24 protein-coding genes and 1 pseudogene are annotated in these 26,024 nt (G+C 60.6%); 11 read left to right on the top strand and 14 right to left on the bottom strand.

The genetic code is table 11. The features are described 5' to 3' along the window. Positions 1-19: 19 nt before the first annotated feature. The 4 genes from glpX to ABIN98_RS24050 all read right to left on the bottom strand — a co-directional run bounded on the left by glpX (position 20) and on the right by ABIN98_RS24050 (position 4,091). Positions 20-1,015 carry a class II fructose-bisphosphatase gene (glpX, locus tag ABIN98_RS24035; protein WP_346913921.1) on the bottom strand — a complete coding sequence of 332 codons (996 nt, stop codon included), beginning with the start codon at positions 1,013-1,015 and terminating at the stop codon, positions 20-22. 64 nt (positions 1,016-1,079) lie between these two features. Next, the gene (locus ABIN98_RS24040; protein ID WP_346913923.1) at positions 1,080-2,405 is read right to left on the bottom strand and encodes a homoserine dehydrogenase; all 1,326 of its coding nucleotides are present in this window, start codon (positions 2,403-2,405) and stop codon (positions 1,080-1,082) included. A gap of 29 nt (positions 2,406-2,434) precedes the next feature. Continuing rightward, the gene (locus ABIN98_RS24045) at positions 2,435-3,652 is read right to left on the bottom strand and encodes an LL-diaminopimelate aminotransferase (RefSeq protein ID WP_346913925.1); all 1,218 of its coding nucleotides are present in this window, start codon (positions 3,650-3,652) and stop codon (positions 2,435-2,437) included. Between the two features lie 124 nt (positions 3,653-3,776). Continuing rightward, entirely contained in the window at positions 3,777-4,091 is a 315-nt protein-coding gene (locus ABIN98_RS24050; RefSeq protein ID WP_346913927.1) for a hypothetical protein, read from the bottom strand. Between the two features lie 183 nt (positions 4,092-4,274). On the opposite strand from ABIN98_RS24050, the gene ABIN98_RS24055 reads away from it, so the two are divergent. Further along, entirely contained in the window at positions 4,275-6,080 is a 1,806-nt protein-coding gene (locus ABIN98_RS24055) for a class I poly(R)-hydroxyalkanoic acid synthase (RefSeq protein WP_346913929.1), read from the top strand. Between the two features lie 9 nt (positions 6,081-6,089). Here ABIN98_RS24055 and ABIN98_RS24060 read toward each other — a convergent pair whose 3' ends face one another. From ABIN98_RS24060 to ABIN98_RS24070, 3 genes are read right to left on the bottom strand one after another with little or no spacing between them, the layout of a single operon-like run. Beyond that, on the bottom strand, positions 6,090-6,854 hold the full coding sequence (locus tag ABIN98_RS24060) for an EAL domain-containing protein (RefSeq protein ID WP_346913931.1): 765 nt from the start codon (positions 6,852-6,854) through the stop codon (positions 6,090-6,092). Continuing rightward, positions 6,829-8,175 (bottom strand): diguanylate cyclase domain-containing protein, encoded by a 1,347-nt coding sequence (locus tag ABIN98_RS24065; protein WP_346914097.1) that lies wholly within the window; start codon positions 8,173-8,175, stop codon positions 6,829-6,831. Before ABIN98_RS24065 ends, ABIN98_RS24060 begins: the two co-directional genes overlap by 26 nt. A gap of 12 nt (positions 8,176-8,187) precedes the next feature. Further along, positions 8,188-8,385: a hypothetical protein gene (locus tag ABIN98_RS24070; RefSeq protein ID WP_346913933.1), complete on the bottom strand. Its 198-nt coding sequence runs from the start codon at positions 8,383-8,385 to the stop codon at positions 8,188-8,190. Positions 8,386-8,666: 281 nt separating this feature from the next. Between ABIN98_RS24070 and ABIN98_RS24075 the strand changes: the two genes are divergently transcribed. Together ABIN98_RS24075 and ABIN98_RS24080 are read left to right on the top strand one after the other, a co-directional pair. Next, entirely contained in the window at positions 8,667-9,275 is a 609-nt protein-coding gene (locus tag ABIN98_RS24075) for a DUF6653 family protein (protein WP_346913935.1), read from the top strand. Positions 9,276-9,369: 94 nt separating this feature from the next. After that, positions 9,370-10,590, top strand: coding sequence for a glutaredoxin (locus tag ABIN98_RS24080; RefSeq protein ID WP_346913937.1), 1,221 nt, complete (start codon positions 9,370-9,372; stop codon positions 10,588-10,590). A gap of 18 nt (positions 10,591-10,608) precedes the next feature. Here ABIN98_RS24080 and speB read toward each other — a convergent pair. Together speB and ABIN98_RS24090 are read right to left on the bottom strand one after the other, a co-directional pair. Continuing rightward, positions 10,609-11,575, bottom strand: a pseudogene (speB, locus tag ABIN98_RS24085) (agmatinase). Positions 11,576-11,645: 70 nt separating this feature from the next. Continuing rightward, a complete protein-coding gene (locus tag ABIN98_RS24090; RefSeq protein WP_346913939.1) occupies positions 11,646-12,857 on the bottom strand; it encodes an MFS transporter in 1,212 nt (403 codons plus the stop codon). 73 nt (positions 12,858-12,930) lie between these two features. On the opposite strand from ABIN98_RS24090, the gene ABIN98_RS24095 reads away from it, so the two are divergent. Beyond that, entirely contained in the window at positions 12,931-13,365 is a 435-nt protein-coding gene (locus ABIN98_RS24095) for a helix-turn-helix domain-containing protein (RefSeq protein ID WP_346913941.1), read from the top strand. A 59-nt stretch (positions 13,366-13,424) separates the two neighbouring features. Here ABIN98_RS24095 and rpsI read toward each other — a convergent pair whose 3' ends face one another. Together rpsI and rplM are read right to left on the bottom strand one after the other, a co-directional pair. Then, positions 13,425-13,901, bottom strand: coding sequence for a 30S ribosomal protein S9 (rpsI, locus tag ABIN98_RS24100; RefSeq protein ID WP_346913943.1), 477 nt, complete (start codon positions 13,899-13,901; stop codon positions 13,425-13,427). Between the two features lie 2 nt (positions 13,902-13,903). After that, positions 13,904-14,371 carry a 50S ribosomal protein L13 gene (gene rplM, locus ABIN98_RS24105; RefSeq protein WP_346913945.1) on the bottom strand — a complete coding sequence of 156 codons (468 nt, stop codon included), beginning with the start codon at positions 14,369-14,371 and terminating at the stop codon, positions 13,904-13,906. Between the two features lie 574 nt (positions 14,372-14,945). Between rplM and ABIN98_RS24110 the strand changes: the two genes are divergently transcribed. After that, a protein-coding gene (locus ABIN98_RS24110) for an IS5 family transposase (RefSeq protein ID WP_346907107.1) occupies positions 14,946-15,709 on the top strand; the annotation gives its coding sequence in 2 pieces (ribosomal slippage) (positions 14,946-15,276 and positions 15,276-15,709; 765 coding nt in all). 789 nt (positions 15,710-16,498) lie between these two features. Next, complete coding sequence (locus ABIN98_RS24115) at positions 16,499-16,831, top strand: hypothetical protein (protein ID WP_346913947.1); 333 nt, start codon at positions 16,499-16,501, stop codon at positions 16,829-16,831. A gap of 22 nt (positions 16,832-16,853) precedes the next feature. Here ABIN98_RS24115 and ABIN98_RS24120 read toward each other — a convergent pair whose 3' ends face one another. Next, positions 16,854-17,279 carry a PaaI family thioesterase gene (locus tag ABIN98_RS24120; protein WP_346913949.1) on the bottom strand — a complete coding sequence of 142 codons (426 nt, stop codon included), beginning with the start codon at positions 17,277-17,279 and terminating at the stop codon, positions 16,854-16,856. Between the two features lie 163 nt (positions 17,280-17,442). Between ABIN98_RS24120 and ABIN98_RS24125 the strand changes: the two genes are divergently transcribed. Continuing rightward, complete coding sequence (locus ABIN98_RS24125; RefSeq protein ID WP_346913951.1) at positions 17,443-17,772, top strand: DUF3088 domain-containing protein; 330 nt, start codon at positions 17,443-17,445, stop codon at positions 17,770-17,772. Between the two features lie 60 nt (positions 17,773-17,832). On the opposite strand, the gene ABIN98_RS24130 is transcribed toward ABIN98_RS24125, so the two are convergent. Further along, positions 17,833-21,255, bottom strand: coding sequence for an indolepyruvate ferredoxin oxidoreductase family protein (locus ABIN98_RS24130; protein WP_346913953.1), 3,423 nt, complete (start codon positions 21,253-21,255; stop codon positions 17,833-17,835). Between the two features lie 136 nt (positions 21,256-21,391). Between ABIN98_RS24130 and ABIN98_RS24135 the strand changes: the two genes are divergently transcribed. The 4 genes from ABIN98_RS24135 to ABIN98_RS24150 all read left to right on the top strand — a co-directional run bounded on the left by ABIN98_RS24135 (position 21,392) and on the right by ABIN98_RS24150 (position 24,750). Continuing rightward, entirely contained in the window at positions 21,392-21,850 is a 459-nt protein-coding gene (locus ABIN98_RS24135; protein WP_346913955.1) for an Lrp/AsnC family transcriptional regulator, read from the top strand. Positions 21,851-21,935: 85 nt separating this feature from the next. Next, on the top strand, positions 21,936-22,763 hold the full coding sequence (locus tag ABIN98_RS24140) for an enoyl-CoA hydratase (protein WP_346913957.1): 828 nt from the start codon (positions 21,936-21,938) through the stop codon (positions 22,761-22,763). A 5-nt stretch (positions 22,764-22,768) separates the two neighbouring features. Then, on the top strand, positions 22,769-23,299 hold the full coding sequence (locus tag ABIN98_RS24145) for a CoA-binding protein (RefSeq protein ID WP_346913959.1): 531 nt from the start codon (positions 22,769-22,771) through the stop codon (positions 23,297-23,299). A 170-nt stretch (positions 23,300-23,469) separates the two neighbouring features. After that, a complete protein-coding gene (locus ABIN98_RS24150; RefSeq protein WP_346913961.1) occupies positions 23,470-24,750 on the top strand; it encodes an O-acetylhomoserine aminocarboxypropyltransferase in 1,281 nt (426 codons plus the stop codon). Positions 24,751-24,819: 69 nt separating this feature from the next. Here ABIN98_RS24150 and ABIN98_RS24155 read toward each other — a convergent pair whose 3' ends face one another. After that, positions 24,820-25,905: a COX15/CtaA family protein gene (locus tag ABIN98_RS24155; protein WP_346913963.1), complete on the bottom strand. Its 1,086-nt coding sequence runs from the start codon at positions 25,903-25,905 to the stop codon at positions 24,820-24,822. Positions 25,906-26,024: the final 119 nt, after the last annotated feature.

Genomic DNA, 26,024 nt, shown 5'->3' on the forward strand with positions numbered 1-26,024 from the left:
CAACATCAATTGCCTGTCCTCAATCGAGGTGGAATTTTTCCAGCTGGGTGTGTTGCGCCTTCAGGTACCGCACAGTGCCGGTGGAGGAGCGCATGACGACCGTATGGGTCGTGATGCAGTTCCGGCCGAAACGCACGCCCTGCAGCATGTTGCCGTCGGTCACGCCGGTTGCGGCAAACAACACATCCGGACCGGCCATTTCCTCAAGGGTAAACTTGCGGGAAATGTCGTCGATCCCCATACGATGGGCGCGCTCGACCTGCTCGTCACGGGTGATCACGAGACGGGTCTGCATCTGGCCGCCGATACAACGCAGCGCGGCAGCCGCAAGAACGCCTTCCGGCGCCCCACCTATACCCGCATAGAGATCGATGCCGGTTTCGTCCGGATCGGTGGTGTGGATCACGCCGGCTACGTCGCCGTCGCCGATCAGGCGAATGGCGGCACCGGTTGCGCGGATGTCCTCGATCAGGCGGGCATGACGCGGACGGTCGAGCACGCAGGCCGTGACTTCATTGATCTTCACGCCTTTTTCCTTGGCAACCGCTGCCAGGTTCTCGGCGATCGGCGCGTCCAGGTCGATCAGACCAGCCGGATAGCCGGGTCCGATGGCGATCTTGTCCATGTAGCTGTCCGGCGCGTTCAGAAGGTCACCGGCAGGAGCCATGGCGATCACGGCCAGGGAATTCGGCAGGTTCTTGGCGCAGATGGTCGTGCCTTCCAGCGGATCCAGCGCGATATCGACCTTCGGCCCCTTCTTGGTACCGACGTTCTCGCCGATATAGAGCATCGGGGCTTCGTCGCGTTCGCCTTCGCCGATAACGACGGTCCCGTCGATCGGCAGGCGGTTCAGTTCGCGCCGCATGGCATCCACTGCAGCCTGGTCGGCTGCCATCTCGTCACCGTGGCCACGCAGGCGCGCAGCCGAAACCGCGGCACGTTCGGCAACACGTGCAAGTTCAAGCGTCAGAATACGATCCAGCGCAGCGCTTCCGGCGGCATCAGTTTTCGACATCTAAATCTCCAGTCCCTCTGTCCCGAAGGGCGCGCTCGAAGCGCCAGCCCCCACAAATCAATTGTTACTTCAGCTTTTCAATGCGGATCATCTGCGGCTTGTCGGCAACCACGCCCTTCGACATGACCACTTCGAGCGCCTCTTTAACCGCAACTTCCGTCGTTTCATAGGTAATAAGTATGACAGGCTGAGGCAGGCCTTCCTCGGCCTTGCGGGATTCGTCGTCCCGCACCGGGTTACGGCGTTGGACGATCGACTCCAGAGAAATCCCCGCGTCGGCCATGCAGCGGGCGATTTCCGCGAAAGCCCCCGGCCGGTCGTAAACGGACAAGCGCATGTAATATCCGCCCTCGTGGAGGCGCATGCGGGCCCGCTTGTATTCGGTCAGATCCTTCGCAGGCATGCCGAGAACCGGGGTTTCGTCACCGCGGGCAATATCCGCGATATCGGCGACGACGGAGGATGCGGTCGCATCGCCGCCGGCCCCGGGGCCGACCAGAACGATTTCGCCGACGAAGTCGCCATCGATGGCCACCGCATTCAGGACGCCGTCGATCCGGGCGATGGCCGAGGATTTCGGCACCATGGTCGGATGCACCCGCTGCTCGATGCCGGTATCCGTCCGCTGCGCCACGCCCAGGAGCTTGATCCGGTAGCCGAGCTCGTCCGCGGCCTGGATGTCGGCCGTGGTGATCGACGTGATACCCTCGATATAAATATCGTCGTCGGCGATCTCCGTGCCGAAGGCCAGACTGGTGAGAATGGCAAGCTTGTGCGCCGTGTCGTTGCCTTCGATATCGAACGTCGGATCCGCCTCGGCGTAACCGAGCCGTTGCGCATCGGCGAGGCACTTCTCGAAGCTGATGCCTTCAGCTTCCATCCGGGTCAGAATGTAATTGCAGGTTCCGTTCAGGATGCCGTAGATGCGCGACACTTCGTTGCCGGACATGGATTCGCGCAGCGTCTTGACGACCGGAATACCGCCGGCCACCGCAGCCTCATAATTCAGGCAGACGTCATGTTCCTCGGCAAGCTTTGCCAGATCCACCCCGTGGCGGGCAAGCAGCGCCTTATTGGCCGTCACCACGTGCTTGCCGTTGGCAAGCGCGGTCCGGACGCTGACTTCGGCCGGTCCGCTGTCGCCGCCGATCAGTTCGACGAAGACATCGATATCGGCCTTTTCCGCCATTTCCACCGCATCGGTAAACCAGTCGAGGCCCGAAACGTCGATCCCCCGGTCGCGGCTTTTGTCGCGCGCGCACACGGCGGTCACCTTCACCGAACGGCCGCTCTTGCGGCCTATCATGTCTCCATGCTTGGCGAGCAGCCGGACCACGGAAGCTCCTACGGTTCCAAGGCCGGCGACCCCGACTTTCAAAGCATCTGCCATATTTAAGGAATTCCAGTTCGTATCAGAAATCAGCGGGAAGCCCCGAGCGGGACCACGTTGTGCAATGTTTCGTCCGCGGTTTCAAGGAAACGACGAATATTCCGCGCAGCCTGACGCAGGCGCTGCTCATTCTCGACGAGACCGATGCGGACGAAATCATCCCCGTATTCGCCGAACCCGATACCCGGCGCAACGGCGACTTCCGCCTTTTCCAGAAGAAGCTTGGAAAACTCCAGGCTGCCGAGCGGACGGAATTTTTCCGGGATCGGCGCCCAGATGAACATGCTGGCGTCGGGCGCCGGGATATCCCATCCGGCACGCGCGAAGGAATCGATCACGACGTCCCGGCGCTTCTTGTAGATCGCCCGCGTTTCGACAATGCAGTCGTCCGGGCCGTTGAGCGCCGCCGAGGCAGCGACCTGAATCGGTGTGAACGCACCATAGTCGAGATAGGATTTCACCCGGGCAAGGGCGGCGATCAGGCGTTCGTTACCGACCGCAAAGCCCATGCGCCAACCGGGCATGGAGAAGGTTTTCGACAGGGAGGTGAATTCGGCCGTCACGTCCATGGCGCCGGGGACCTGAAGCACTGACGGCGGCGGCGTATCGGTGAAGTAGATCTCCGAATAGGCCAGATCCGACAGGATGAAGATCTCGTGCTTGCGCGCGAAGGCGACGATGTCCCTGTAGAAATCGAGATCCGCGCAATAGGCGGTCGGATTGGCCGGATAGCACAGGATGATCGCGATCGGCTTGGGCACCGAATGAATCACCGCCCGCTCCAGGGCGTGGAACACGTCGGGGCCGGGCTCAGCCGGGATCGCCCGGATCGCGGCACCAGCCATCAGGAAGCCGAAGGTGTGGATCGGATAGCTCGGATTGGGTGCCAGCACCACGTCGCCCGGCGCCGTGATCGCCTGGGCCATGTTTGCGAACCCTTCCTTGGAGCCAAGCGTGGCAACCACCTGGGTATCCGGATTGAGCTTCACGCCGAACCGCCTGCCGTAATAGGCCGCCTGCGCCTTGCGCAAGCCGGGAATACCCTTGGAGGCGGAATAGCGGTGGGTACGCGGATTCTGGACCGTTTCGGTCAGTTTCTCGACGATGTGCTTCGGCGTCGGCAGGTCCGGATTGCCCATGCCGAGATCGATGATGTCCGCCCCCGCCGCGCGCGCCTTCGCCTTGAGCCGGTTGACCTGTTCAAACACATAAGGCGGAAGCCGCCGTGTCTTGTGAAATTCCTCCATGGCGCGGGTCCTCGTGGTCCTCAACTCTCATCATCATCGCCGGTTCTACGGGAGATCCGCCGCCCGGCTGCGCTCTTTTAGCAGCAGGTTTTCATTTCCGCATCAGCCTATTCGGGCTAGCCGGCTAATTTTGCTCAGTATTCGCGCCGGAAATATCCGAAAGGGCCATATCGCCATGGGTCGCCTGTAACCGCTTCAGCTCGGTAACGGACGTCGAGGGCGAACGCCCCTGCCGCTCCTGGTTGGCGCGTGCCAGCGCCTTCAGGTGTGCCATGGTCGCTTCCCGTTCTTCTTCTGCGGTCAGAGACCTGGTCCCGGTCCCGAGGGTTTTTGTCGCGGATGCAGACGTTGTCTGTACAGGTGGTTCCTGTTGAACCACAGGTTCAGCCCACTCGTTTTCCGCGTTGAGAGCACCGACAAGCGACGTTTCGTCGCTCATGGCGCACCCCGAAACAAAGCCCCCAAGACAGAAGCAAAACACCACCGATTGCCAGTTCACCTGCAATTCCTAATCGACGTCACGGCACTATGTATGTCATAAATGACTGATAATGCCGGGGACTGGCGCAAGCAATCGTTCATTGCGCCAACAAGAAGATAAGTTCGGAGGATACGCGCGCATATGGCCGACGATCGCCAGCATCCCATGCTGCAGTATATCATCAACAACCCCGAAGCCTTTGCCCAGAACCTCGCCAAGACGCTCGAAAATGCCGGTAAGGCTCTGGCCGCCTACATCGAGCCGCGCGAAAAAGGCGAGATTACGCACGATTCCACGGACGAACTGACGGGCGTGATCAAGACCCTCGCCCAGGTGGGCGAATACTGGATTTCCGATCCGCAGCGCGCCGTCGAAGCCCAGTCGCGCCTTTGGACCGGCTATATCGAACTGTGGAATTCCTCGCTGAAACGCATGATGGGCGAAACCGCGGCGCCCGCGGTCACCGCGCCGCCGCGCGACAAGCGGTTCGCCGATCCGGACTGGAATGAGAATCAGTTCTTCGACTTCATCAAGCAGCTTTACCTGATCACCAGCAAATGGGCCGAAGACATGGTGCTGGAGGCGGAAGAGCTCGATGAGCATACCCGGCACAAGGCCGAGTTTTACGTCAAGCAGATCTCCAACGCGATTTCGCCCTCGAATTTCGTCCTGACCAACCCGGAACTGTTGCGCCTGACCATGGAAAGCAACGGCGCAAACCTGGTCAAGGGCATGCAGCACCTGGCTGAGGACATCAAGGCCGGCCATGGCGACGTGAAGATCCGCCAGACCGATCCGACCAAGTTCCAGCTTGGCGTCAATCTCGGCGTCACACCGGGCAAGGTGATCGCGGAAAACGACGTCTGTCAGGTGATCCAGTACGCGCCGGCGACGGACCAGGTCCTGAAGCGGCCGTTGATGATCGTGCCGCCCTGGATCAACAAGTTCTACATCCTCGACCTGACGCCGGAAAAATCTTTCATCAAATGGGCAGTCGATCAGGGCCACACCGTGTTCGTGATCTCTTGGGTCAATCCGGATGAACGCCAGGCGGAAAAGAGCTTCGAGCACTACATGAAGGAAGGCATCCTCAACACGCTCGATGTCATCAAGCGCGCCACCCGGCAGGAGGAAGTCAATGCCATCGGCTACTGCGTCGGTGGCACGCTTCTGGCCGTCACCCTCGCCTATATGGCGGCCAGGGGTGATGAGCGGATCAAGACGGCGACCTTCTTCACCACCCAGGTCGACTTCACCCATGCCGGCGACCTGAAGGTCTTCGTCGACGAAGAGCAGATCCAGGTTCTGGAAAAGCGGATGGCCGAGCGCGGCTACCTGGACGGCAGCAAGATGGCATCCGCCTTCAACATGCTGCGCTCCAACGACCTGATCTGGTCCTATGTGGTCAACAACTACTTGAAGGGACAGGAGCCCTTCCCGTTCGACCTGCTCTATTGGAATTCCGACAGCACCCGCATGCCGGCGGCCAACCATTCGTTCTACCTGCGCAACTGCTACCTGGAAAACAAGCTTTCCAAGGGCGAAATGGTGATCGACAACCAGAAGCTCGATCTGAGCAAGGTCAAGATCCCGATCTACAATCTCGCCACCCGCGAGGACCATATCGCCCCGCCCAGGTCCGTATTCGTCGGCTCGGGCTGTTTCGGCGGTCCGGTGGAATACGTCCTGTCCGGATCCGGCCATATCGCCGGCGTCGTCAATCCGCCGGCCAAGGGCAAGTACCAGTTCTGGACCAACGGCAAACCGGAAGGGTCCCTTGAGGACTGGCTTGCAAACGCGACCGAGACACCCGGCTCCTGGTGGCCCAACTGGGACGCCTGGATCCGCAAACAGGACGCCACCCTTGCCAAGGCCAGAAAGCCCGGTGCCAATCGCGTAAAAGTCCTCGGAGACGCCCCGGGAAGCTACGTCGCAAGGCGGGTCTGAGGCACTTCGTCAGGCTTTCCTGGCAAGCGTCTCTTCCAGATCGGCCGCGGCAACCGGACGACCGAGAAAATAGCCCTGCCCTTTGGCGCAGCCGATGGCTTTCAGGAAATCCAGTTGGTCCGCGGTCTCGACCCCTTCGGCCACGACATCGAGATCCAGGACCTGACCGAGCGAGACGATCGCCCTAGCGATGCCGCGGGCCTTGTCGTCGGATGACGTCTTGTCGATAAACGTCTGATCGATCTTCAACCGGTTCAGCGGAAACTCGCTGATTGCGCTCAGACTCGAATACCCGGTGCCGAAATCGTCGATTGCCAACCCGACCCCGAGTTCGCGCAGCTGTTCCATGACCTGTACCGCATAGAACTTGTCCTGGATCAGGTGGCTTTCGGTAATTTCCAGTTCGAGGAAACGCGGTTCCAGGCCATTGCTTTCAAGGGCCTTCAGCACGTCGTCGATCCAGCTTGCATCCCGGAACTGGCGGGCGGAGACGTTGACGCCCATCGTCTCCAACTCGTAGCCGGTCTCCAGCCAGGCCTTCATCTGGCGGCAGGCCTCGTTCAGCACCCACCGGCCGAGCAGCTTGATGCTGCCCGCATCCTCTGCCAGAGGAATGAACTGTCCTGGCATCATGCGGCCGAATTGGGGATGCTCCCACCTCACCAGCGCCTCGACGCCGCAGACTCTGCCTGAGGAAAGGTCCAGTTGCGGCTGGTATTCGAGCACGAATTCATTTCGTTCGATGCCGTTACGCATGTCCTCCAGCAGGCGCATTCGGGACGGCCCTTCCGACGACATGCTGTCCTCGTAGAAACAGAACGCGTCGCGGCCGGTATTCCTTCGCCTGGTACATGGCATTGTCTGCCCTCACCAGCAGATCGTCGGATGTGGTCCCGTTCTCCGGACACCGCGCAATTCCCATGCTGCAGGTGACATGAAACGCCTGTTCGTCGAAATGGATGGGGAGTGCGACAAGCTGGCTGATGTCGCACAACAGTGCATTCAGCGTGCTTTGAGCCGCACGTTCTCCCCTTATGACGATAACGAACTCGTCTCCGCCGAAGCGGACAAACATGTCCTCGGGCTCCAGACTGTCCCGGATCCGTTCCGTAACGGTCTTCAGCACCATGTCGCCGACCACATGGCCGAAGCTGTCGTTGACGGTTTTGAACCGGTCGATATCGAGGAAGATCAAGGCGAACCGGTCTCCCCCGGACGCGATAAGCCGGTCGAGCTGAAACGAGAAATCCCTCCGGTTCGGCAGACCCGTCAGACTGTCGTGATGGGCAATGTATCGGATCTGCGCTTCGGTCCGGTAGCGCTCGATCGCGATCGCCGCGATCCGGGTCGTGTCACGAATGAGACTGCGTTCACGTTCGCCTGGCACGGCGGCACGTCCCGTGTACATGGCGAAAGTGCCGAGCACTTTGCCATCGCGGGAAAAGATCGGCGTCGACCAGCAGGAACGCAGACCGAACGAAAGCGCAAGGTCCTTGTAGTCCGCCCACAAGGGATCCGTACCGATGTCTTCCACGATCACGGTCTTGCCGAAAAAGGCAGCGGTCCCGCAAGAGCCAACGACCGGACCGATCTCGACCCCGTTGATGGCCTCGCAGTAGGCCCCGGGTAGGGAAGGCGCCGCACCGTGGCGCAGATGACGGCCGTCGTCGTCGAGCAGGAGGATGGATCCCCAGACGCCGAAAAGCTGGGCCTCCATAAGGGAGACGAGGTTCTCCAGAATATCCGGCAGAGGGGCGCCGGCGGCAATCATTTCCAGAACGCGGCTCTGCCCCTTGACCAGGTCTTCGGCCTGTCGCCGGACGGAGATATCCCGGCTGATGCCGAAGACACCGACGATCTCGCCCGACGCCGAGCGCAGGGGAAACTTGGAGGAAGCAACCCAGCGGCGGCGACCGTCACGAAGATAGACGAACTCCTCGTAGTCGATTTTCGGCGTGCCGGTGCGCATGATGTCCTGCTCATCGGCATAGAATTTTTCGGCTAGAGCCGTCGGATGCAGATCGAAATCCGACTTCCCCACCAGCTCATCTGGAGAGGAGACCCCCATGTCCGCGGCAACCGTCCTGTTGGCCATCACGAAACGGGACTAACGGTCCTTGATAAAGAGATAGTCGGAAACCTGGTCGAACGTCCTGCGCAACCAGCCCTCTTCCAGCATCATGCGGTCGAACGGTATTTCCGGTGCGGCATCTTGTCCGCCGGACGGCTGGATCCGAGCAATGAAATCGCTGATGACCGCATCGGCATGTTCATACCGGCTGCTGTCGGGGAAGGCTCTCCTCATGGAAATGAGGCCTCCTGGATGTGTCATATATTTTCAATTTCATGAGAATTTAGAACCGCAAACATTTATATCGGGATAACGTAGCAACAGATGTGAATCGGCAATTTTACCAAGGTTTCATCAATACGGACCCTCAAAACGCTACGACAGATCGGAGCGTTCTACGCCGAACACTTTGGCGTTTCATCACAGGGAATCCCGTGCCGGAAATTGCGGTAAACCGACAGAAGCGCTAGATTGTGCCCCGAAACGAAAACGGAGCGGAATTCCGGACAAATGCAATGAAGCAGGCCCAACAGATCCCCATGCCTCGCCCGAGGCACTATCAGGCGATGCCTGCCGGGCAGATCAGGGCTCTCGGCATGTCCCCGAAAGTCTGGAACCGCCATGCCTCTCCGCTCAGCGTGTACTCACGGATGGCGACGCTTCCCTTGTTGCTCCTGGCGATCTGGAGCCACGTCTGGATCGGCATCGGCCTGTCTGCACTTGCCACGGGTCTCGTGATCGTCTGGCTCTGGCTCAATCCGCGCCTCTTTTCTCCTCCGTCCTATCTCGGATCCTGGGCCGCCAAGGCCACCCTGGGAGAACGCATCTGGCTCAACCGGATGCTGGTCCCGATCCCGCAGGAAGACGCCAACAAGGCCCTGCTGCTCTCCGTGGTCGCCGGCGTCGGTTTTGTCGTTGCCGTTCTCGGCGCCGTGGAAAACCATCTGTGGCTGACGATCTCTGGAACGATCGTCACCTATGCGGGAAAGCTGGTTTTTCTGGACCGTATGGTGGCCCTCTACGAACGCATGCACGATGCACACCCGCTTTACCGGTTCTGGACGTCCGTTCCGGACAATGACAACAGGCAGCGGCGCACGAATACGTGCGGCTTGCAGCGATAACACTTCGCGAGGATCGCGACACCACGTCCCTGTTTCGCTTCACCGGTCGATGGCATGATAGACGCATGAGATTGTTGCAGGCAGACCCTCCCGCATGACCGGCAGCACAGCCCTCCTGAAAGCGATGTTCCAGACCCGGTTCCGCACCGGGCTTTTCCTTGTTCTCGGCGCCCTTCTCGCCTTCCTTCTGCTACGCGGACCCGAGCAGCAGGCCGCCGAGACGCTCGACCCGGAGAATCCCGGCGTTATCGTTGATGTCTTCTACGCGCCCGGATGCCCCCACTGCCGCAAGGAACTGGCCTTCCTGGAAAGGATCAAGCCCGACTATCCCGATCTCCGCCTGGTGACCCACAACATCAATCTGGACGAAGAGTTGGAGTTGATGGTCCGGTTCATGCGGGACCATGGCCTCCCGATCGATCAGATCGCCACACCGCTGCTGTTTATTGGCGACAAGCATCTGCTCGGTTACCACGAGGCGGACACAACCGGCGCCCTGATCGAGATGTGGATCCGGCAGGCCCTTAACGGCACGGAAAATCCCGGAGCAGTCGCCGAAGAGCCCTCCAGCCAGGACAAGCTGGATTTGCCGGTCATCGGAGAAATCGATCCGTACAAATTGTCCCTGCCCGCCCTTGCCGTCGTGCTCGGCGTGATCGACGGTTTCAACCCGTGCGCCATGTGGGTGCTGGTCTATCTTATTTCGCTGATCATCGGGATAAAGGACCGGTCCCGGATCTATATCCTGATCGGGACTTTCCTGTTCGCCTCAGGCGTCCTGTATTTCCTGTTCATGACCGCCTGGCTGAACGTGTTTCTGGTCCTCGGCTATATCCACACCCTGACGGTGCTCATCGGGCTGGCAGCCATTTATTTCGGCGCGCTCAATCTGGAGGAATTCATTCGGAGCGGTGGGCAACTGGTCTGCGCGGTCGGCGATCTCGACAGCCGTCAGAAGACCCGGATGCGGATCCGCCATCTGGTCACCTCACCGCTGGGTCTGGTGAGTTTCGCCAGTATCGTCGGCCTGGCTTTCGCGGTGAACTCGATCGAGTTCATCTGCTCGTCCGCCATGCCGGCCCTGTTCACCCATGTGCTGTCGGTCGCGGACCTTTCGCCGCTATCCTACTATCTCTATATCCTGCTCTACGTCCTGTTCTTCATGCTGGACGACCTGATCATCTTTCTCGCCGCCGCCTTTGCCGTGGACCGGTTTGCGGGCGAAAAATACGCCGGTTTCTGCAAGCTTGCCGGCGGCCTGCTGATGATCGGGCTGGGTATCCTGCTCGCTTTCTATCCACAGGTCCTGCGCTAGTCGCGTCGCCTGGTTCGGTTATTTCGGCTGCTTCGCCCGCCGCTCGGCCAGGAGGCCGATATAGGTGAGCGCCACGGAGGCACCGGCAATCGAGGTAATGTCCGCATGATCGTAGGCTGGCGCGACCTCGACCACGTCGCCGCCGACGAAATCGATCCCGCCAAGCCCGCGCAGGATCGCCAGCGCCTCGCGCGACGACAGCCCGCCGGAAACCGGCGTGCCCGTGCCCGGCGCAAACGCCGGATCGAGGCAGTCGATGTCGAAGGTCATGTAGGCCGGACCGACACCGCTGCGGGCCTCGATCTTCTCGATCACCCCCTGGATGCCGAGCGTGTCGATGTCGTAACCGTGGATGATCTCGATGCCGAAATCATCGGGCGCGTGGGTGCGGATGCCGATCTGGATGGAGCGTTCCGGATCGATGATGCCGTCACGAACCGCCCGGCCGACGAAACTGCCGTGGTCGATCCGCCCGCCGTCGTCATCCCAGGTGTCCTGATGGGCATCGAACTGGATCAGCGCCAGCGGCCCCGAACTTGTCCGCATGGGCCTTGAGCAGCGGCCAGGTGACGAAGTGATCGCCACCGATGGTGAAGAGATGCGTGTCCGTATCGAGGATCTCGGTTGCCTGGGCCTCGATATGGCCCGGAATTTCCGCGTGAACGCCGTAATCGAAGGCGCAGTCGCCGTAGTCGACAGCCGCCAGGATCTCGAACGGATCGAAATGGAACGGATACTGCGGATCACCGCAGAAGATTGCCGAGGCCCGGCGCACACCTTGCGGGCCGAAGCGGGCACCCGGCCGGTTGGAGACCGCCGCGTCGAACGGAATGCCCCAGACAGCCAGATCGACGCCGTTCAGGTCGCGGCTATAGCGGCGGCGCATGAAACTCAACGCCCCCGAATAGGCCGGCTCATAAGAGCCGCCTTTGAGCGATTGTCCCAAGAAGGCGTTGTCGACTGGAAGGGGATTTTTCGTATCCATCGATAGCTCCATGGGTCCGGACACTTCAGGAGCACAAGCCCTAGCCCGTTTCAGAAAGGCGGACAAGCCATCAATCGGCCTGCCCACGCCTGCCGGCAAGCGACGCCAGCAGAGCTGCCGCAGCCATGACCGCAAGGATCAGGCATGTACCGGCAAAGGTCGCCCCGAACCCCAAGCCATTGGCGATCGGGGTGCTGACCAGAGGCGATATGAGCTGGCCTGAAAACATCCCCGTGGTGACGATGCCGGATACGAACCCGCGCCGCCACGCCGGAGCGGCCCTGAGCGCCTGAATGATGAAGTTCGGCATCACCAGCGCATAGCCGGCACCGATCGAGGCGGTCGCCAGCAGCAGCTGCTGCGATGCCGTGCCGGTGGACAGCAGGCCGAAACCCATGGCCATCAGCGCATAGCCAAGCGCATAGGTTCGTGCGAGCCCCAGCAGTCCGAGGATCCGACTGTGCGCCAGAGCCACGAATCCACCGGTCAGGGTCAGGGTTCCGAGCGCGGTTGCCGTCCAGGACGCACTGTCCAGCCCCAGAGACTCCGTGAAGAACGGAAGCTGGGTCGGCATCATGAAGAACAGCATGACCGTTGTCAGCGTCAGCGCGGTCACACCTAAAATGGCAAGGCCCCAGTTGCCAGCACTCCCGTCGTCCCTCTCAGACGGACGGGAAACGTGTGCCGGGCGCGAGGGTTCGCGGGTCACCGCGATCCAGGCAATAGGAAGGCAAAGGGCCGCAAGACCGTAGACGGCGAAAGGCAGCCGGGGCGACACGCCGGCCAGCATACCCGCCAGAACGATGAAGAAAAAACCGCCGAAATTGGTCGCCGCCACCTGCCAGCTCAGGAACGTGCTGCGCCGGTCTCCGGAAAAATAATCGCCGATCAGGGCCGTCTGTGCGGTGGTCACGACCGCGACCGCAACGCCGAGAAGGAGCCGGCTTCCCAGGATCGACGGCAGGTCGGGAAGGTAGAGCCCCGACGTACCGGCAATGACGAACAGCACGATCCCCCAAAGCAAAAGCGGCCGGCGGCCGTAACGGTCCGCCAGGAGGCCCACTACCGGCGCGAGCAGGATCACCGAAAAGGAGGGAGCAGGCACGAGCAGCCGCGTCAAAAGCCCCGCATGGGCGGTCGCTGCGAAACTCGCTGCCAGACCCGCAAGCGCGGGACTGATGGTGGCATTCGCCATGATCTTCAAGGTACCGGCCATCAGCAGGGCCACGGCACGCAAATCGCGCCACAAAGGCACGGAAGCAGTCATTTCTGGGTTGGACATTGGAAGTCACTCCTCTTGCAGAAAACTCAAAGTTTGACTAGCGTACAAATTCAAGTCGACTTGAGGTCAAGAGATGAAACTTCTCGATATTTCGGAGGTCGCCGCGCTGAGCGGAACGAAAGCGTCCGCCTTGCGCTACTACGAGGACCAGGGCCTGATCGCCTCGGTGGGCCGGCGTGGACTGAAGCGCCTGTTCGAGCCTTCGGTCATCCAGCAGCTTGCTTTCATCACGCTTGGAAAATCGGCAGGCTTCTCGCTGGAGGAAATCGCCGCCATGCTGGGACCAGCAGGCGCGCCGCGTATTTCGCGGGATAAACTAAACGCCCGCGCAGACGAGCTGGACCAGCAGATCAAGAAGCTGACCCATCTCAAGGACGCCATCCGCCATGTGGCGGACTGCCCTCACCCCTCACACATGGATTGCCCGAAGTTCCGACGTCTGCTCGACCTGGGAACCCGCAAAAAGAAAATCCGCACGAAGGCCGCACCAAGAGCACTTCAGGCATGAAAAAACCCGCCGGATCGCTCCGGCGGGTTTCTTGAACTTGGAACCAGTCGGTCCGGCGATTAACGCTTGGAGAACTGGAACGACCGGCGGGCCTTGCGCTTGCCGAACTTCTTACGTTCGACGACACGGCTGTCGCGGGTCAGGAAGCCGTTCTTCTTCAGAACGCCGCGCAGTTCCGGCTCGTAATAGGTCAGAGCCTTGGAAATGCCGTGGCGCACCGCGCCGGCCTGGCCGGAGAGACCGCCGCCGCTCACGGTGGCGATGATGTCGTACTGGCCGTCACGGTCGGTAAGCATGATCGGCTGACGCAGGACCATCTGCAGGACCGGACGCGCAAAATACTCGGTCATGTCCTTCTTGTTGACGATGATCTTGCCGGTGCCGGGCTTCACCCAGACGCGCGCAATGGCGTCCTTACGCTTGCCGGTGGCATAGGCGCGGCCAAGAGAGTCCAGCTTCTGGACATGGACCGGCGCTTCGGGGGCAGCGGTTTCGACAGCGCCACCCAGTTCTTCCAGGGATTGCAGCTCAGCCATATTCAAGCCCTCTTGCCGTCGTTCTTGTCGTTGAGGCTCTTGACGTCGACCAGGACCGGCGACTGAGCTTCATGCGGATGGTTCGGACCAGCGTAGACCTTGAGGTTCTTCAGCTGCTTGTTGGTCAGCGGACCGCCCGGCATCATGCGCTGCACGGCCTTTTCCAGGACGCGCTCCGGGAACTTGCCTTCGATGATGGCGCGCGCGGTGCGTTCCTTGATGCCGCCCGGATGGCCGGTGTGCCAGTAGTACTTCTTGTTGTCGTACTTGCGGCCGGTGAACACCACCTTGTCGGCATTGACGACGACAATGTTGTCACCGCAATCGACGTGCGGCGTGAAGGTCGGCAGATGCTTGCCGCGCAGATGGTAGGCGATGTAGGCCGCCAGACGGCCGACGACCATGCCTTCCGCGTCGATCAAGATCCACTTTTTCTCGACCTCAGCCGGCTTGGCAGAGAAGGTCTTCATGAGTTTGATCCGTTCTTCGTCTTGAAACAAAAAAGCCCGCGCGCCCCTCGTGAAGGCGTCAGACGGACTTTCACATTCGTCGGCGCAGCTTATACGCCGGCACAAAAAACCGGTCAAGCACGTTTATTCGGATAGCGACTTAATTTTACAAGCAAAAACAATATGTTATAAAAACGGTATTATATTACCGTAAATTAATCAACCAATTCGCTTTGACACGCCTCTCGCAATAAGGGTGTAATCCGGTTACCTCAATTGGATTCCAACCAAATGAACCCTACAATTCATCATCCCCCTGCATTTTGCCCTGTACACGGTTTATTTCCTGCAACTGGCTTTGCCATTGGCGCCGGGGCAATGAACAATACTTTCATCGGATGTAAGATAGACTGCCCTAAATGCGGTCAGATGGCCGAAATAATCCCAGGCACATATGACGCACTTCCTGATCGATTAAACCTACTAATACACCCTAGTATTTCGAAAGACGCACTAGGCTGTAGTGACAATTTAAGGAATTGGAGATTCCCAAAGGTCGACAAATCAGATTCAACACTGGCTTTTGGAGGCTGGTGTGGAAGGCGAGATACTTCGGGACGATCAATGGGAGCGGCTTCGGGAATTTGTTCCGGGTGGCCGGCAGGGGCGGCGCGGTCCGCGCAGTGACGGACGTCGTTTCTTTAATGCGATCTTATGGCTCGCTCGCTCAGGCGCCCGCTGGAAAGATTTGCCAGAGGACAGGTTCGGTCCCTATCAGACAGCCAAACGGCGTTACTATCGCTGGATTGAAGCTGGTGTCTTTGAGCGCATATTCGAGGCGATCGCCCGTGAGCCGGACATGGAGTGGCTGGCAATCGACGCGACCGTCATAAGAGCACATGCCCAAGCCGCGGGCGGAGCGCGCAAAAGGGGGGATCTGAAGCCCAGGCCCTTGGACGCTCCCGGGGCGGCTTTGGAACGAAGATCCACGCAGTAGTGGACGCACTGGGCTTACCGGTTCGCTTCGATATCGGGCCGGGACAACAAAATGACATGGCTCCCGCGTGCCGTCTCATGAGCGGTCTGCATGCACAGCAGGTTCTTGCGGATCGCGCCTATGACGCTGACAGTCTACATGATCTTATTCTTGAACAAGGCGGCGAGCCCATCATTCCGCCACGCCGCCATCGCAAGCATCAGCATCACTACGACCAAATCGCATACAAGAACCGGTGGGGAATAGAAGGCTACTTCGCCAAACTCAAGCAATGGCGCCGTATCGCTACGCGATACGATAAGCTCGCTGCAAACTTCATCGGCTTCATCAAGCTCGCAAGCATTATGCTCTGGCTTAAATAATTAAATTGTCACCACAGCCTAGAGGCACTCTATTCGCTAGCTGAAAAATTACAGAGGAATGAAATCAAGCCCGAAGAGGCGATTAATAAAGCTTCTGATATCGACCCTGACTTAGGCGCTTTATTTTCGAAAATAATCCAAATAGGCGCATGGGCATTACCGCTACTTATTTCACTGCTAGCTCTTCATGTGGCAATAAAAAGTGGAGAATCCTCAACCGCAGACAACCAAGCAATACTTAATGAACTTATGGCGAATAGAGCCGTGCTTGAACGAATGGCTGATCATTTTGAGAAACAAAACCGAGATGAGGTCAAAATACCCCGAAATAAACCTCCTTTACCAATCCCCAAAAGCAAACCGACTTATTTTAAGAAGTCGTCTGAACGTAGGCACATGGTCAATAGGGAACGGCGTCGAGCTCTAAGGGAGCATCGGTCTCAGTTCAATCCTAAGCATAAGAATTGATGCCATTTTCCGGCTAGTTTTTCCTTGTTGTTTCTCAACACAACGGAGCGAAAAACTCACTGGCAAGCTTGAGACATAACCCGTTTCACCCTACCTACCGCACCACATTTACTAATCGTATTTTACTTGTCGCGTTTCAGGGCTTCGCACATGCTCGAAATCTCTGCTCCCTAATGAAGATTCCGCTTGCCGACATGGCACCACAAGGCGGACAATACGCGCTCCGGACCGAGAGACCCGCAAGGCAAGGTTCCAGCCGGAAAGCTTGGCGCGAAGGCATATCGCGTATCGGGCATTTGCCCTTTGTGGACCCTCAACAAAATGGTTTCCGCTTCTCCCGTCCTGTCCCTCGTGGAGGCAGGCGCCGCCTTTGCGGCGGTCATTCTCCTGTATCTCATCTTCAGCGAAGTCTACCGGTCAGCCCGTCTGCCGGTCTGGATGACCGGCGACGTGGTGCCCCAACTCATCTGCGTCGTCCTGACCGGCGCGGTGGTCGGCATCCTGATCGGCGTCTTCACGGCCGCCATGGGACTGCCGTTCGGCACCATGAGCGGTGCCGGTTTGGCGACCGGCATTCTCATCGGTGCAGCGGTCATTGCCTCTGTTGTGATGCGGCTGATCCGCAGAGCATTGCATCTGCGCCACTCGGCCTGACGCTTTGGGCTGATACCGTCGCCTAGCGCGGCGGCACCGAATAGGTTGCCGTCGCGTGGGCGACGTAGTCTTCCTCGCCCTCCCCGCCGATACCGCATTCGGTGACCGCAAGCCGCTTGCCGAGCTTCAGAAGCTTGCAGGTGGCGACCAGGTCGCCCGGTTCCGGCTTGCGCAGGAAGTTGATGTTGAGATTGGTGGTGACCGCCAGCGCCACCGGGCCGATATGGGCCAGGATCACCACATAGGCCGCCAGATCCGCGAGCGCCATCATGGATGGGCCTGACACCGTGCCGCCGGGACGCAGATGCATGTCATTGGCCGACAGGCGCACGACCGCCTCGCCGGGTGAAATCGCGTCGATGGCGTAGACCCGCCCGCCCGCATGTATCTGCGGAAATTCCCGGTCCAGAAACTCCGATATCTCCGCGACACTCATCACCGGCTGCATTCATCCCTCCCCTTCGGAACACGGTCCCGAATCCGTTTTGCTTTTGCAGTTTCCATTTACGTAAACGTCAACAGCGAACGAATGCAAGCGCGAACGTGGCTGGCCTTTCACCAATTGGCGGAATCGAGGAGACTGGCGTTCCCGCACCAGACCGGACAATGCGATGAAAGACAGGCTCTACCTGCTGCAGCCGGGATTTTCCGACCCCGACTATCCGGGCGCGACCTTCTACTGTTGGCACTGCGCCCTGATGGAAGGCGTCCTTGCCTCGTTCCCGGATCTCGGGACAAGGATCGATGTCCGGCGCATTCCCTGGCCGCGCCCGAGAACCGAGGTCGCGGACCTTCTCGGACCGGAGAACCAGAGCCTGCCCGTTCTCGTTCTGTCGGACAAAAGGGATCCGGCCACCGGCCGTCCGGCCTTCATTGACGACAAGGACGGTATTCTGAAAGCCCTCACGGAGCGCCACGGATTTCCCCTGCCGCATCCGTAAGAGCCTGATCAAACGGGGATCACATGCTAAACGGGAAGTAGGGTTTGCCCTTCCCCGCTTTCAAGCGCCGTGGCCGAGATCCGCCAGAAGCTTTTCCGCCCGCGCCCGCTCCTTCTCTACCGCCGCCTCGAACACCGGACCGTAGCCGCGCATGTCGAGCGGGGTCTTGAGCAAGTCAGCCACGGTTTCGCGATTTTCAGCACCTGTCCGGACGACCGTCTCCAGCACCCCTTCGTACCAGGAAATCAGGCTGCGGTTCAGCCGCCGTTCGCTGGTGTGGCCGAAGGGGTCGGCCCAGGTGCCGCGCAGTCCCTTCATGCCGGCAAGCACCTTGAACGCGGGCCGGATCCACGGACCGAAAGCGCGTTTGTTCGGCCGCCCGCGCGCATCCTTGCCGAGCGGCAGCAGCGGCGGGGCGAGGTGGTAGCGGACCTTGAAGTCGCCGGCGAATGTTTTCGCCAGTTCCTCGTCGAAACCCATGCCAGTGTGCAGCCGGGCGACCTCGTATTCGTCCTTGTAGGCCATCAGCTTGAACAGCGCCTTGGCGGCGATGGCCGTCAGTTCGTCTGGTATGGCCTTGCGGAAGGCCGAGATGGTTTGCCGGTAGCGCTCCGCATAGGCCGCATTCTGATAGCCGGTGAGGAACGCCGCCCGTTCCGCTATCAGCTCGTCGAGACCGGGTTCTTCTTCCTCCGGCTGGTTCAGATAGGGCCGCAGCGCTTCCGGGTCCGCCGCCAGCAGACGGCCGATGGCGAGCGCCCGGCGGTTCTTTTCGATCTGAACCCCGTTGAGGTCCACGGCCCGGTCCAGTGCCTGCCAGCTGATCGGCACCAGCCCCTGCTGCCAGGCAAAGCCGAGCATGATGATATTGGCGAAGACCTGCTCGCCCAGAAGCTCCTCCGCGATCCGGTTGGCATCGATCGCCGTCACGTTGTCGCAGCCGACCGCGGAGCGGATCGCCGCTTCGCGCGTACCGACCTTGAGGTCCGCGTCGCGCCGCAGAACCAGGTCGCCGGTGGGCATTTCGGCCGTGTTGAGCGCGACCTTCGTTCCCTGCCGGTAAAGCGTCGATGCCTTGGGCGAGGAGCTGACGACGATGTCGCAACCGATCACCGCGTCCGCAGCGCCCTGCTCGATGCGCACCTGGTGAATATCCTCAGGCGCGGCCGCCAGACGGACATAACCAAGCACCGTGCCGAATTTCTGCGCGAAGCCGGTGAAGTCGAGCACGCTGGACCCAAGCCCCTCCAGATGGGCCGCCATGGTGACGAGCGCGCTGACGGTCACGATCCCGGTGCCGCCGACGCCGGCCACCAAAAGGTCGAACGGTTCGTCGAGCGTCGCCATCTCCGGTTCGATCAGCCGGGCGGCGAGCGCCAGCGGATCAAGGCCTTCCGCCTCATGGACCGCACGTTCGCCGCCCTCCACTGTGACGAAGCTCGGGCAGAAGCCGTTGAGGCAGGAAAAGTCCTTGTTGCAGGTCGACAGATTGATCTTGCGCTTGCGCCCGAAGCGGGTCTCGCGCGGCTCGACGCTGAGACAGTTGCTTTCCAGCGAACAGTCGCCGCAGCCTTCGCACACCAGCGGGTTGATATAGGCGAAGCGCTTCGGATCCTCCATCTTGCCGCGCTTGCGCCGCCGGCGCTTTTCCGTGGCGCAAGTCTGTTCGTAGATGAGAACGCTGACGCCCTTTACCTTGCGCAACTCCCGCTGCAGCGGGTCCAGATCGGCCCGGTCGTGGAAGGTGGTGCCGAAGGGGAAGTCGGTGCCGTCGAATTTGGAAATGTCGTCGGAGGCGACGGCGATCCGGTCAACGCCTTCCGCCCGGCAAGCCTGGGCGATGCCGGCGACGCTGACAGGCCCGTCCACAGGTTGGCCGCCGGTCATGGCGACCGCGTCGTTATAAAGGATCTTGTAGGTGATGTTGGCCTTGGCTGCGACCGACTGGCGGATGGCGAGCGAGCCGGAATGATACCAGGTGCCCTCGCCCAGGTTCTGGAACATGTGCCGGCCGCCGTTGAAGATGCCACGCACGGCAATCGGCACGCCCTCGCCGCCCATCTGGGCATAGCCGTCGGTGCTGCGGTCCATCCAGCTTGCCATCACATGGCAGCCGATGCCCGACGCGGCCCGGCTGGCGTCCGGCAGCTTGGTGGAGGTGTTGTGCGGGCAGCCGGAGCAGAAATACGGCGTCCGCGTCGCCCCTTCCGTGTTGAGCACGATTTTTTGCGGCGCCAGGAGCGCGCGCGCCTTGTCCGGCAGGCTTTCGCCGGGGAAAAACCGGTCCAGCCGTTCGGCAACGATCGGAACGAGCGTCAGCGGTTCGAGTTCGCCGGTCCAGGGCACCAGGTCGCGGGTCGCGGCCGCGTCGTGTTTGCCGACCATCTTTTCCGGCTTGTCCCCCGGCCAGTCGTAGAAATATTCCTTGAACTGGCTTTCGATAATGCCGCGCTTTTCCTCAACGACGAGGACTTCCCTTTTGCCGCGAACGAAGTCGAGCGCATCCCGCCGCGCCAGCGGCCAGACCATGCCCACCTTGTAGATGTCGATGCCGAGCTCCCGGCATTTGGCCTCATTGACCCCAAGCAGGCGCAGCGCCTCCATCAGGTCCAGGTGTCCCTTGCCTGTGGTGACGATGCCGAATTGCGCGTCCGGCACCTCGTAGATGTGCCGGTCGATCGGATTGGCCTCCACGAAGGCCTCCACGGCGCGCAGCTTATGGCCGATGCGGGTCTCGATCTCCACGCTCGGCAGATCCGCGCGGCGCACATGCAATCCGCCAGGAGGAAAATCAAACTCGGGAATGATGAAGCGTCGGTCGGGTCTGAGCTCCACGGAACGGCCGGATTCCACCGTTTCCGAAATCGCCTTGAAGCCCACCCAGGTGCCGGAAAATCGCGACAGGGCAAAACCGTATTCGCCGAATTCCAGATATTCCTCCACCGAGGCCGGGTTCAGCGTCGGCATGAACCAGGTCATGAAGGCGACATCCGACTGATGCGGCATCGACGAGGAAACACAGCCGTGGTCGTCGCCGGCCACCACCAGCACGCCGCCCTTTGGCGCCGAGCCATAGGCATTGCCGTGGCGTAGGGCGTCGCCGGAGCGGTCGACCCCCGGCCCCTTGCCATACCACATGGAAAAGACGCCCTCGACCTCGCAGTCCGGATCGAGCACCGCCTGCTGCGCGCCGAGCACGGCCGTTGCCCCCAGGTCCTCGTTGACCGCGGGCATGAAGGTAATCCGGTCCTGTTTCAGCTTTGCCCGGTTGCGCCACAGCTCCAGATCGAGCCCGCCGAGCGGCGATCCCCGGTAGCCGGACACGAACCCGGCGGTGTTCAGCCCGGCGTCGCGGTCCCGGCGCGCCTGATCGAACATGATACGCGCAAGCGCCTGAGTTCCGGTCAGGAACACCCGGCCGTCTTTGCGCTCGAAACGATCGCTGAGCCGGTAATCGCCGATCTGGCTATGGCGCTGTAGCATGGCGCACTCCCCTCCATTTTCTCTCCGGTATATTTTGCCAGACACAAAGCGGAAAAAGGTTCCAGAAAGCGTGTAGAACCGCTATTGAATGGATGAATTATCCGGATAACTTCCAGACTACGGAAATATTGACCAGATGGATCTCGATGACCGCGACCGCCGGCTGCTGGCGCTGCTGCAAGAGGACTGCCGTATCCCCAACGCGGAGCTTGCCGAAAAGGTCGGCATGTCGCCGTCCGCCTGCTGGCGCCGGGTACGCGCCCTGGAACAGGCCGGCATCATCGAGCGCTATAGCGCCATTTTGAAGCCGAAACAGCTTGGGCTCGCGTTCCACGCCATCGTCCACGTGCAGCTCGCCCGCCACGACCCGGACGCCATCGCGGCCTTTATCCGGGCCGTCGCGGGCCGCCGGGAAGTCCAGGACTGCCACGCGACCACGGGTCAGGCCGACTATCACCTGCGCGTGGTCTGCGCCGACATCGACGCCTACAACCGCTTTCTTGACGACTTCCTGTTCCGCCTGCCGGCGGTGAGAGGCGCCCAGACGAATGTGGTCCTGAAGGAAATCAAGCGCGCGCCGTCGGTGGCGCTTTAGACGCAGACAAGCCTAACCCGGCTATTCCCAGCCCGCCCGGATCGGCTATAAAGCCGGAAAGACAGAACCTTCAGGGAGCCCTTTCATGTCCGACGCAGCAGCCGCTGCCAGCAGCGCAGCCGAAAAACCGCTTGTCGCAACCCTGTTGCATGAAGGCGTTTACAGGATCGTGATGCAGCGTCCGGAGCGGATGAACGCACTGTCCCGGGAAATGATGACCGCGCTGTCCGAAGAGCTGACCAAGGCGGAGCAAAACCCGGATGTCCGCGTGATCCTGCTCGGCGCCGAGGGCAAGGTCTTCTGCGCCGGCCACGACCTGAAGGAACTGACCGCCGCCCGCGCCGAAGCTGACCGTGGCCGCGGCACCTACGAGCACATCATGCGCCAGTGCTCCGCCCTGATGCAGCAGATCGTGCGCCATCCCAAGCCGGTGATCGCCGTCGTCACCGGTGTGGCGACCGCCGCCGGCTGTCAGCTCGTCGCCTCCTGCGACCTGGCGATTGCCACCGATACGGCGACCTTCTGCACGCCGGGCGTCAACATCGGCCTGTTCTGCTCCACGCCCATGGTCGCCCTGTCGCGCAACGTCTCGCGCAAGCAGGCCATGGAAATGCTTCTGACCGGCGAGAGCATCGATGCATCGACCGCCAAGGAGTTCGGCCTGATCAACCGCATCGTGCCCGCCGACTACCTGGAACAGGTCGTTCAGAAATACGCCGAGGCCATCGCCTCGAAATCGGCCTATACGGTCAAGATCGGCAAGGAAGCCTTTTACCAGCAGCTCGAAATGCCATTGTCGGAAGCCTACGACCATGCCGCCAATGTCATGGTCGAAAACATGATGGCCCGCGACGCGGAAGAAGGCATCGGCGCCTTCCTCCAGAAGCGCAAGCCGGAATGGACGGATAGCTAAAATCCATGAACCACGATCAGTATTCCGACGCCTACATCAAGGGCATCCTCGATGAGGTGAAGACCGTCGCCATGGTCGGTGCCAGCGCCAACAACGTGCGGCCCTCCTATTTCGTCCTGAAATACCTGTTGTCGAAGGGCTATGACGTCTGGCCGATCAATCCGGGCCTGGCGGGCAAGGAAATCCTCGGCCAGACCGCCCATGCCTCGCTTGCCGATCTTCCCGAAACACCGGACATGGTCGACATCTTCCGCAATTCGGCCGCCGCCGGCCTGATCGTCGACGACATCCTCGCCTCGGGACGGCTGCCGAAGGTGATCTGGATGCAGCTCACAGTGCGCAACGATGAAGCCGCGAGAAAGGCCGAGGCCGCGGGCATCAAGGTAGTCATGGACCGCTGTCCGAAGATCGAATACGGCCGGCTTTCCGGCGAAATCGGCTGGGCCGGGGTCAACTCGCGAACCCTGTCGGCCAAACGCCCGACGCTGAAAAGCGGATTTCAGCATCGCGGATTAAAGCCGAGCGGAAGCGAATAAGGCCTTATGGACAAAAAGCGCATTTGAAGGTCGAAACCGGAGCCGTTCCGCTTTCGAATTCCCAAATGGAAAAAACAACCCAAAAAGTGGGGTTTCAACCTATAGGTTTCCTTTGACGCTAACGTATGCTTCGGCCAGTATGCGCGAAATTTACAAGAACGGAGGCTATCATGAGCGAAGGAATACCCGGATTTTCCACACTGGCGATCCATGCAGGCGCCCAACCCGATCCGGCGACCGGAGCCCGCGCCACGCCGATCTACCAGACGACATCCTTCGTCTTCGACGATGTCGACCATGCCGCGTCCCTCTTCGGTCTGCAGGCCTTCGGCAACATCTACACCCGCATCACCAACCCGACGACGGCGGTTCTCGAGGAACGGGTAGCGGCCCTGGAAGGCGGCACGGCGGCTCTTGCAACGGCCTCGGGCCATTCCGCCCAGCTTCTGTGCTTCCACAGCATGATGCAACCGGGTGACAACATCGTTGCGGCGAACAAGCTCTACGGCGGGTCGATCAACCAGCTCAACCACTCCTTCAAGAGCTTCGGTTGGGAAGTCAAATGGGCGGATCCTGCCGACCTTGCCAGCTTCGAAGCGGCCGTTGATGCCAACACCAAGGCGATCTTCATCGAAAGCCTTGCCAATCCCGGCGGCATCATCGTCGATATCGAGGCCATCGCCCAGATCGCCAAGGCCAAGCGGATCCCGCTGGTGGTCGACAACACCATGGCGACGCCTTATCTGTGCCGGCCGATCGAACATGGCGCGGACATCGTGCTCCATTCGCTCACCAAGTTCATGGGTGGCCACGGCAACTCCATGGGCGGCATCATCGTCGACGGCGGCACCTTCGACTGGTCCGCGGACGACCGTTATCCGCTCCTGTCCACCCCGCGCCCGGAATACCAGGGCATCGTGCTGCACGAGACCTTCGGCAACTTCGCCTTCGCGATTGCCTGCCGGGTCCTTGGCCTGCGCGATCTGGGACCGGCAATCTCGCCGTTCAATTCCTTCATGATCCTGACCGGCATCGAAACCCTGCCGCTCCGGATGCAGCGGCATTGCGACAACGCCAAGAAGGTCGCCCTGCATCTGGCGTCCCATCCGAAGGTCAGCTGGGTGTCCTACGCCGCCCTGCCGGAGGACAAGCACCACGAGCTGCAGAAGAAATACATGCCCAAGGGCGCTGGCGCGGTGTTCACCTTCGGCGTGGAAGGCGGCTATGACACGGGCGTGAAGCTCGTTTCCAACGTGGAGCTGTTCTCGCACCTCGCCAACATCGGCGACACCCGCAGCCTGATCATCCACCCGGCCTCCACCACCCACCGCCAGCTCTCCGACGAGCAGAAGACGGCGGCCGGCGCAGGTCCCGACGTAGTCCGGATTTCCGTCGGGCTGGAAGATGCCGAAGACATCATCGCCGATCTCGATCAGGCCCTGAATGCCTGATCAAAGCGATATCTGAAACGAAAAAGCCCGCCAAATCCGGCGGGCTTTTTTTGCGCTAAAAGCCTTCGCTCATGCCTGAATCGGATAACTGCCCCGAAGCGAGGCCAGATAGTCGACGGCGCCAGCCAGCACGATGACCGCGAAGGCCTGGTGGGTCAGGGCGATATCCAGGGGCACCTGGTAGAGCAGCGTCAGGATACCGAACACGGTCTGCAGGATGACGAAACCCGCCAGATGGTATGCAGGACGCCGGACCCGGTTCGACGTGGAAACCTTGCGGGTCTTCATCAGCAGGAAGAGGATCGCGGCGATCAGGACATAGGCCGTCATGCGGTGCTGGAACTGAACGGTCATCACGTTTTCAAAGACGTTCAGCCACGCCGGCGACATGGCGAGCAGCCCGCGCGGGATGATCTGCCCGTCCATCAGCGGCCAGGTGTTGAACGTCAACCCGGCATTCAGCCCGGCGACCAGACCACCCAGGAAGATTTGCAGGAAAACCAGAACCAGAACAGCCCTGCCGTACCCGAAAAGGGCGGCCTGTTCCCCGGTCGGAGCCCCTTCCCGGAACTTCAGACGCCGCGCGATGAAGAACAGATAAGCGAAGATGAAACAGGCCAGGGTCAGGTGAATGGCCAGCCGGTACTGGCTGACGTCCGTCCGGTCGACAAGACCGGAGGCCACCATCCACCAGCCGATCGCCCCCTGCAGGCCGCCGAGAAACAGGCCGAACACCAATCGCGGTTTAAGCCAGGGTTCGATCTGTCCGCGGGCCCAGAACACGACCATGGGCACGAAAAAGATGACGCCGATCAGGCGCCCGAGCAGCCGGTGCGACCATTCCCACCAGAAGATGAACTTGAATTCCTCCAGCGACATGCCCTTGTTGATGATCTTGTATTCGGGGATCTGCTGGTATTTCTCGAATTCCTCCTGCCATTCTGCAGGGTTGAGCGGCGGAATGACGCCGTGGATCGGCTTCCATTCGGTGATCGAAAGCCCTGATTCCGTCAGCCGTGTCGCACCTCCGACAACCACCATCGCCAGAACGAGAAGGCAGACGAAATAGAGCCACCACCGGATCATCGCGCGATTACGGCGGATTGCCATGTCATCGGCCGAAAAGCCGGCGAAGGAGGAAAGAGACGCAGTCATGAGGAATCCCGGATTTGACCTTTGACCGGTGGAGATATAGGTGCAGACGGACTGCGGCAAGCCATCGCAGCAAATTTGCGACACTCTAACGCTTCTCAACCAGAGACAAAAAGGTCAGC

The organism is uncultured Roseibium sp. (genome assembly GCF_963675095.2).
Classification (GTDB): Bacteria; Pseudomonadota; Alphaproteobacteria; order Rhizobiales; family Stappiaceae; genus Roseibium.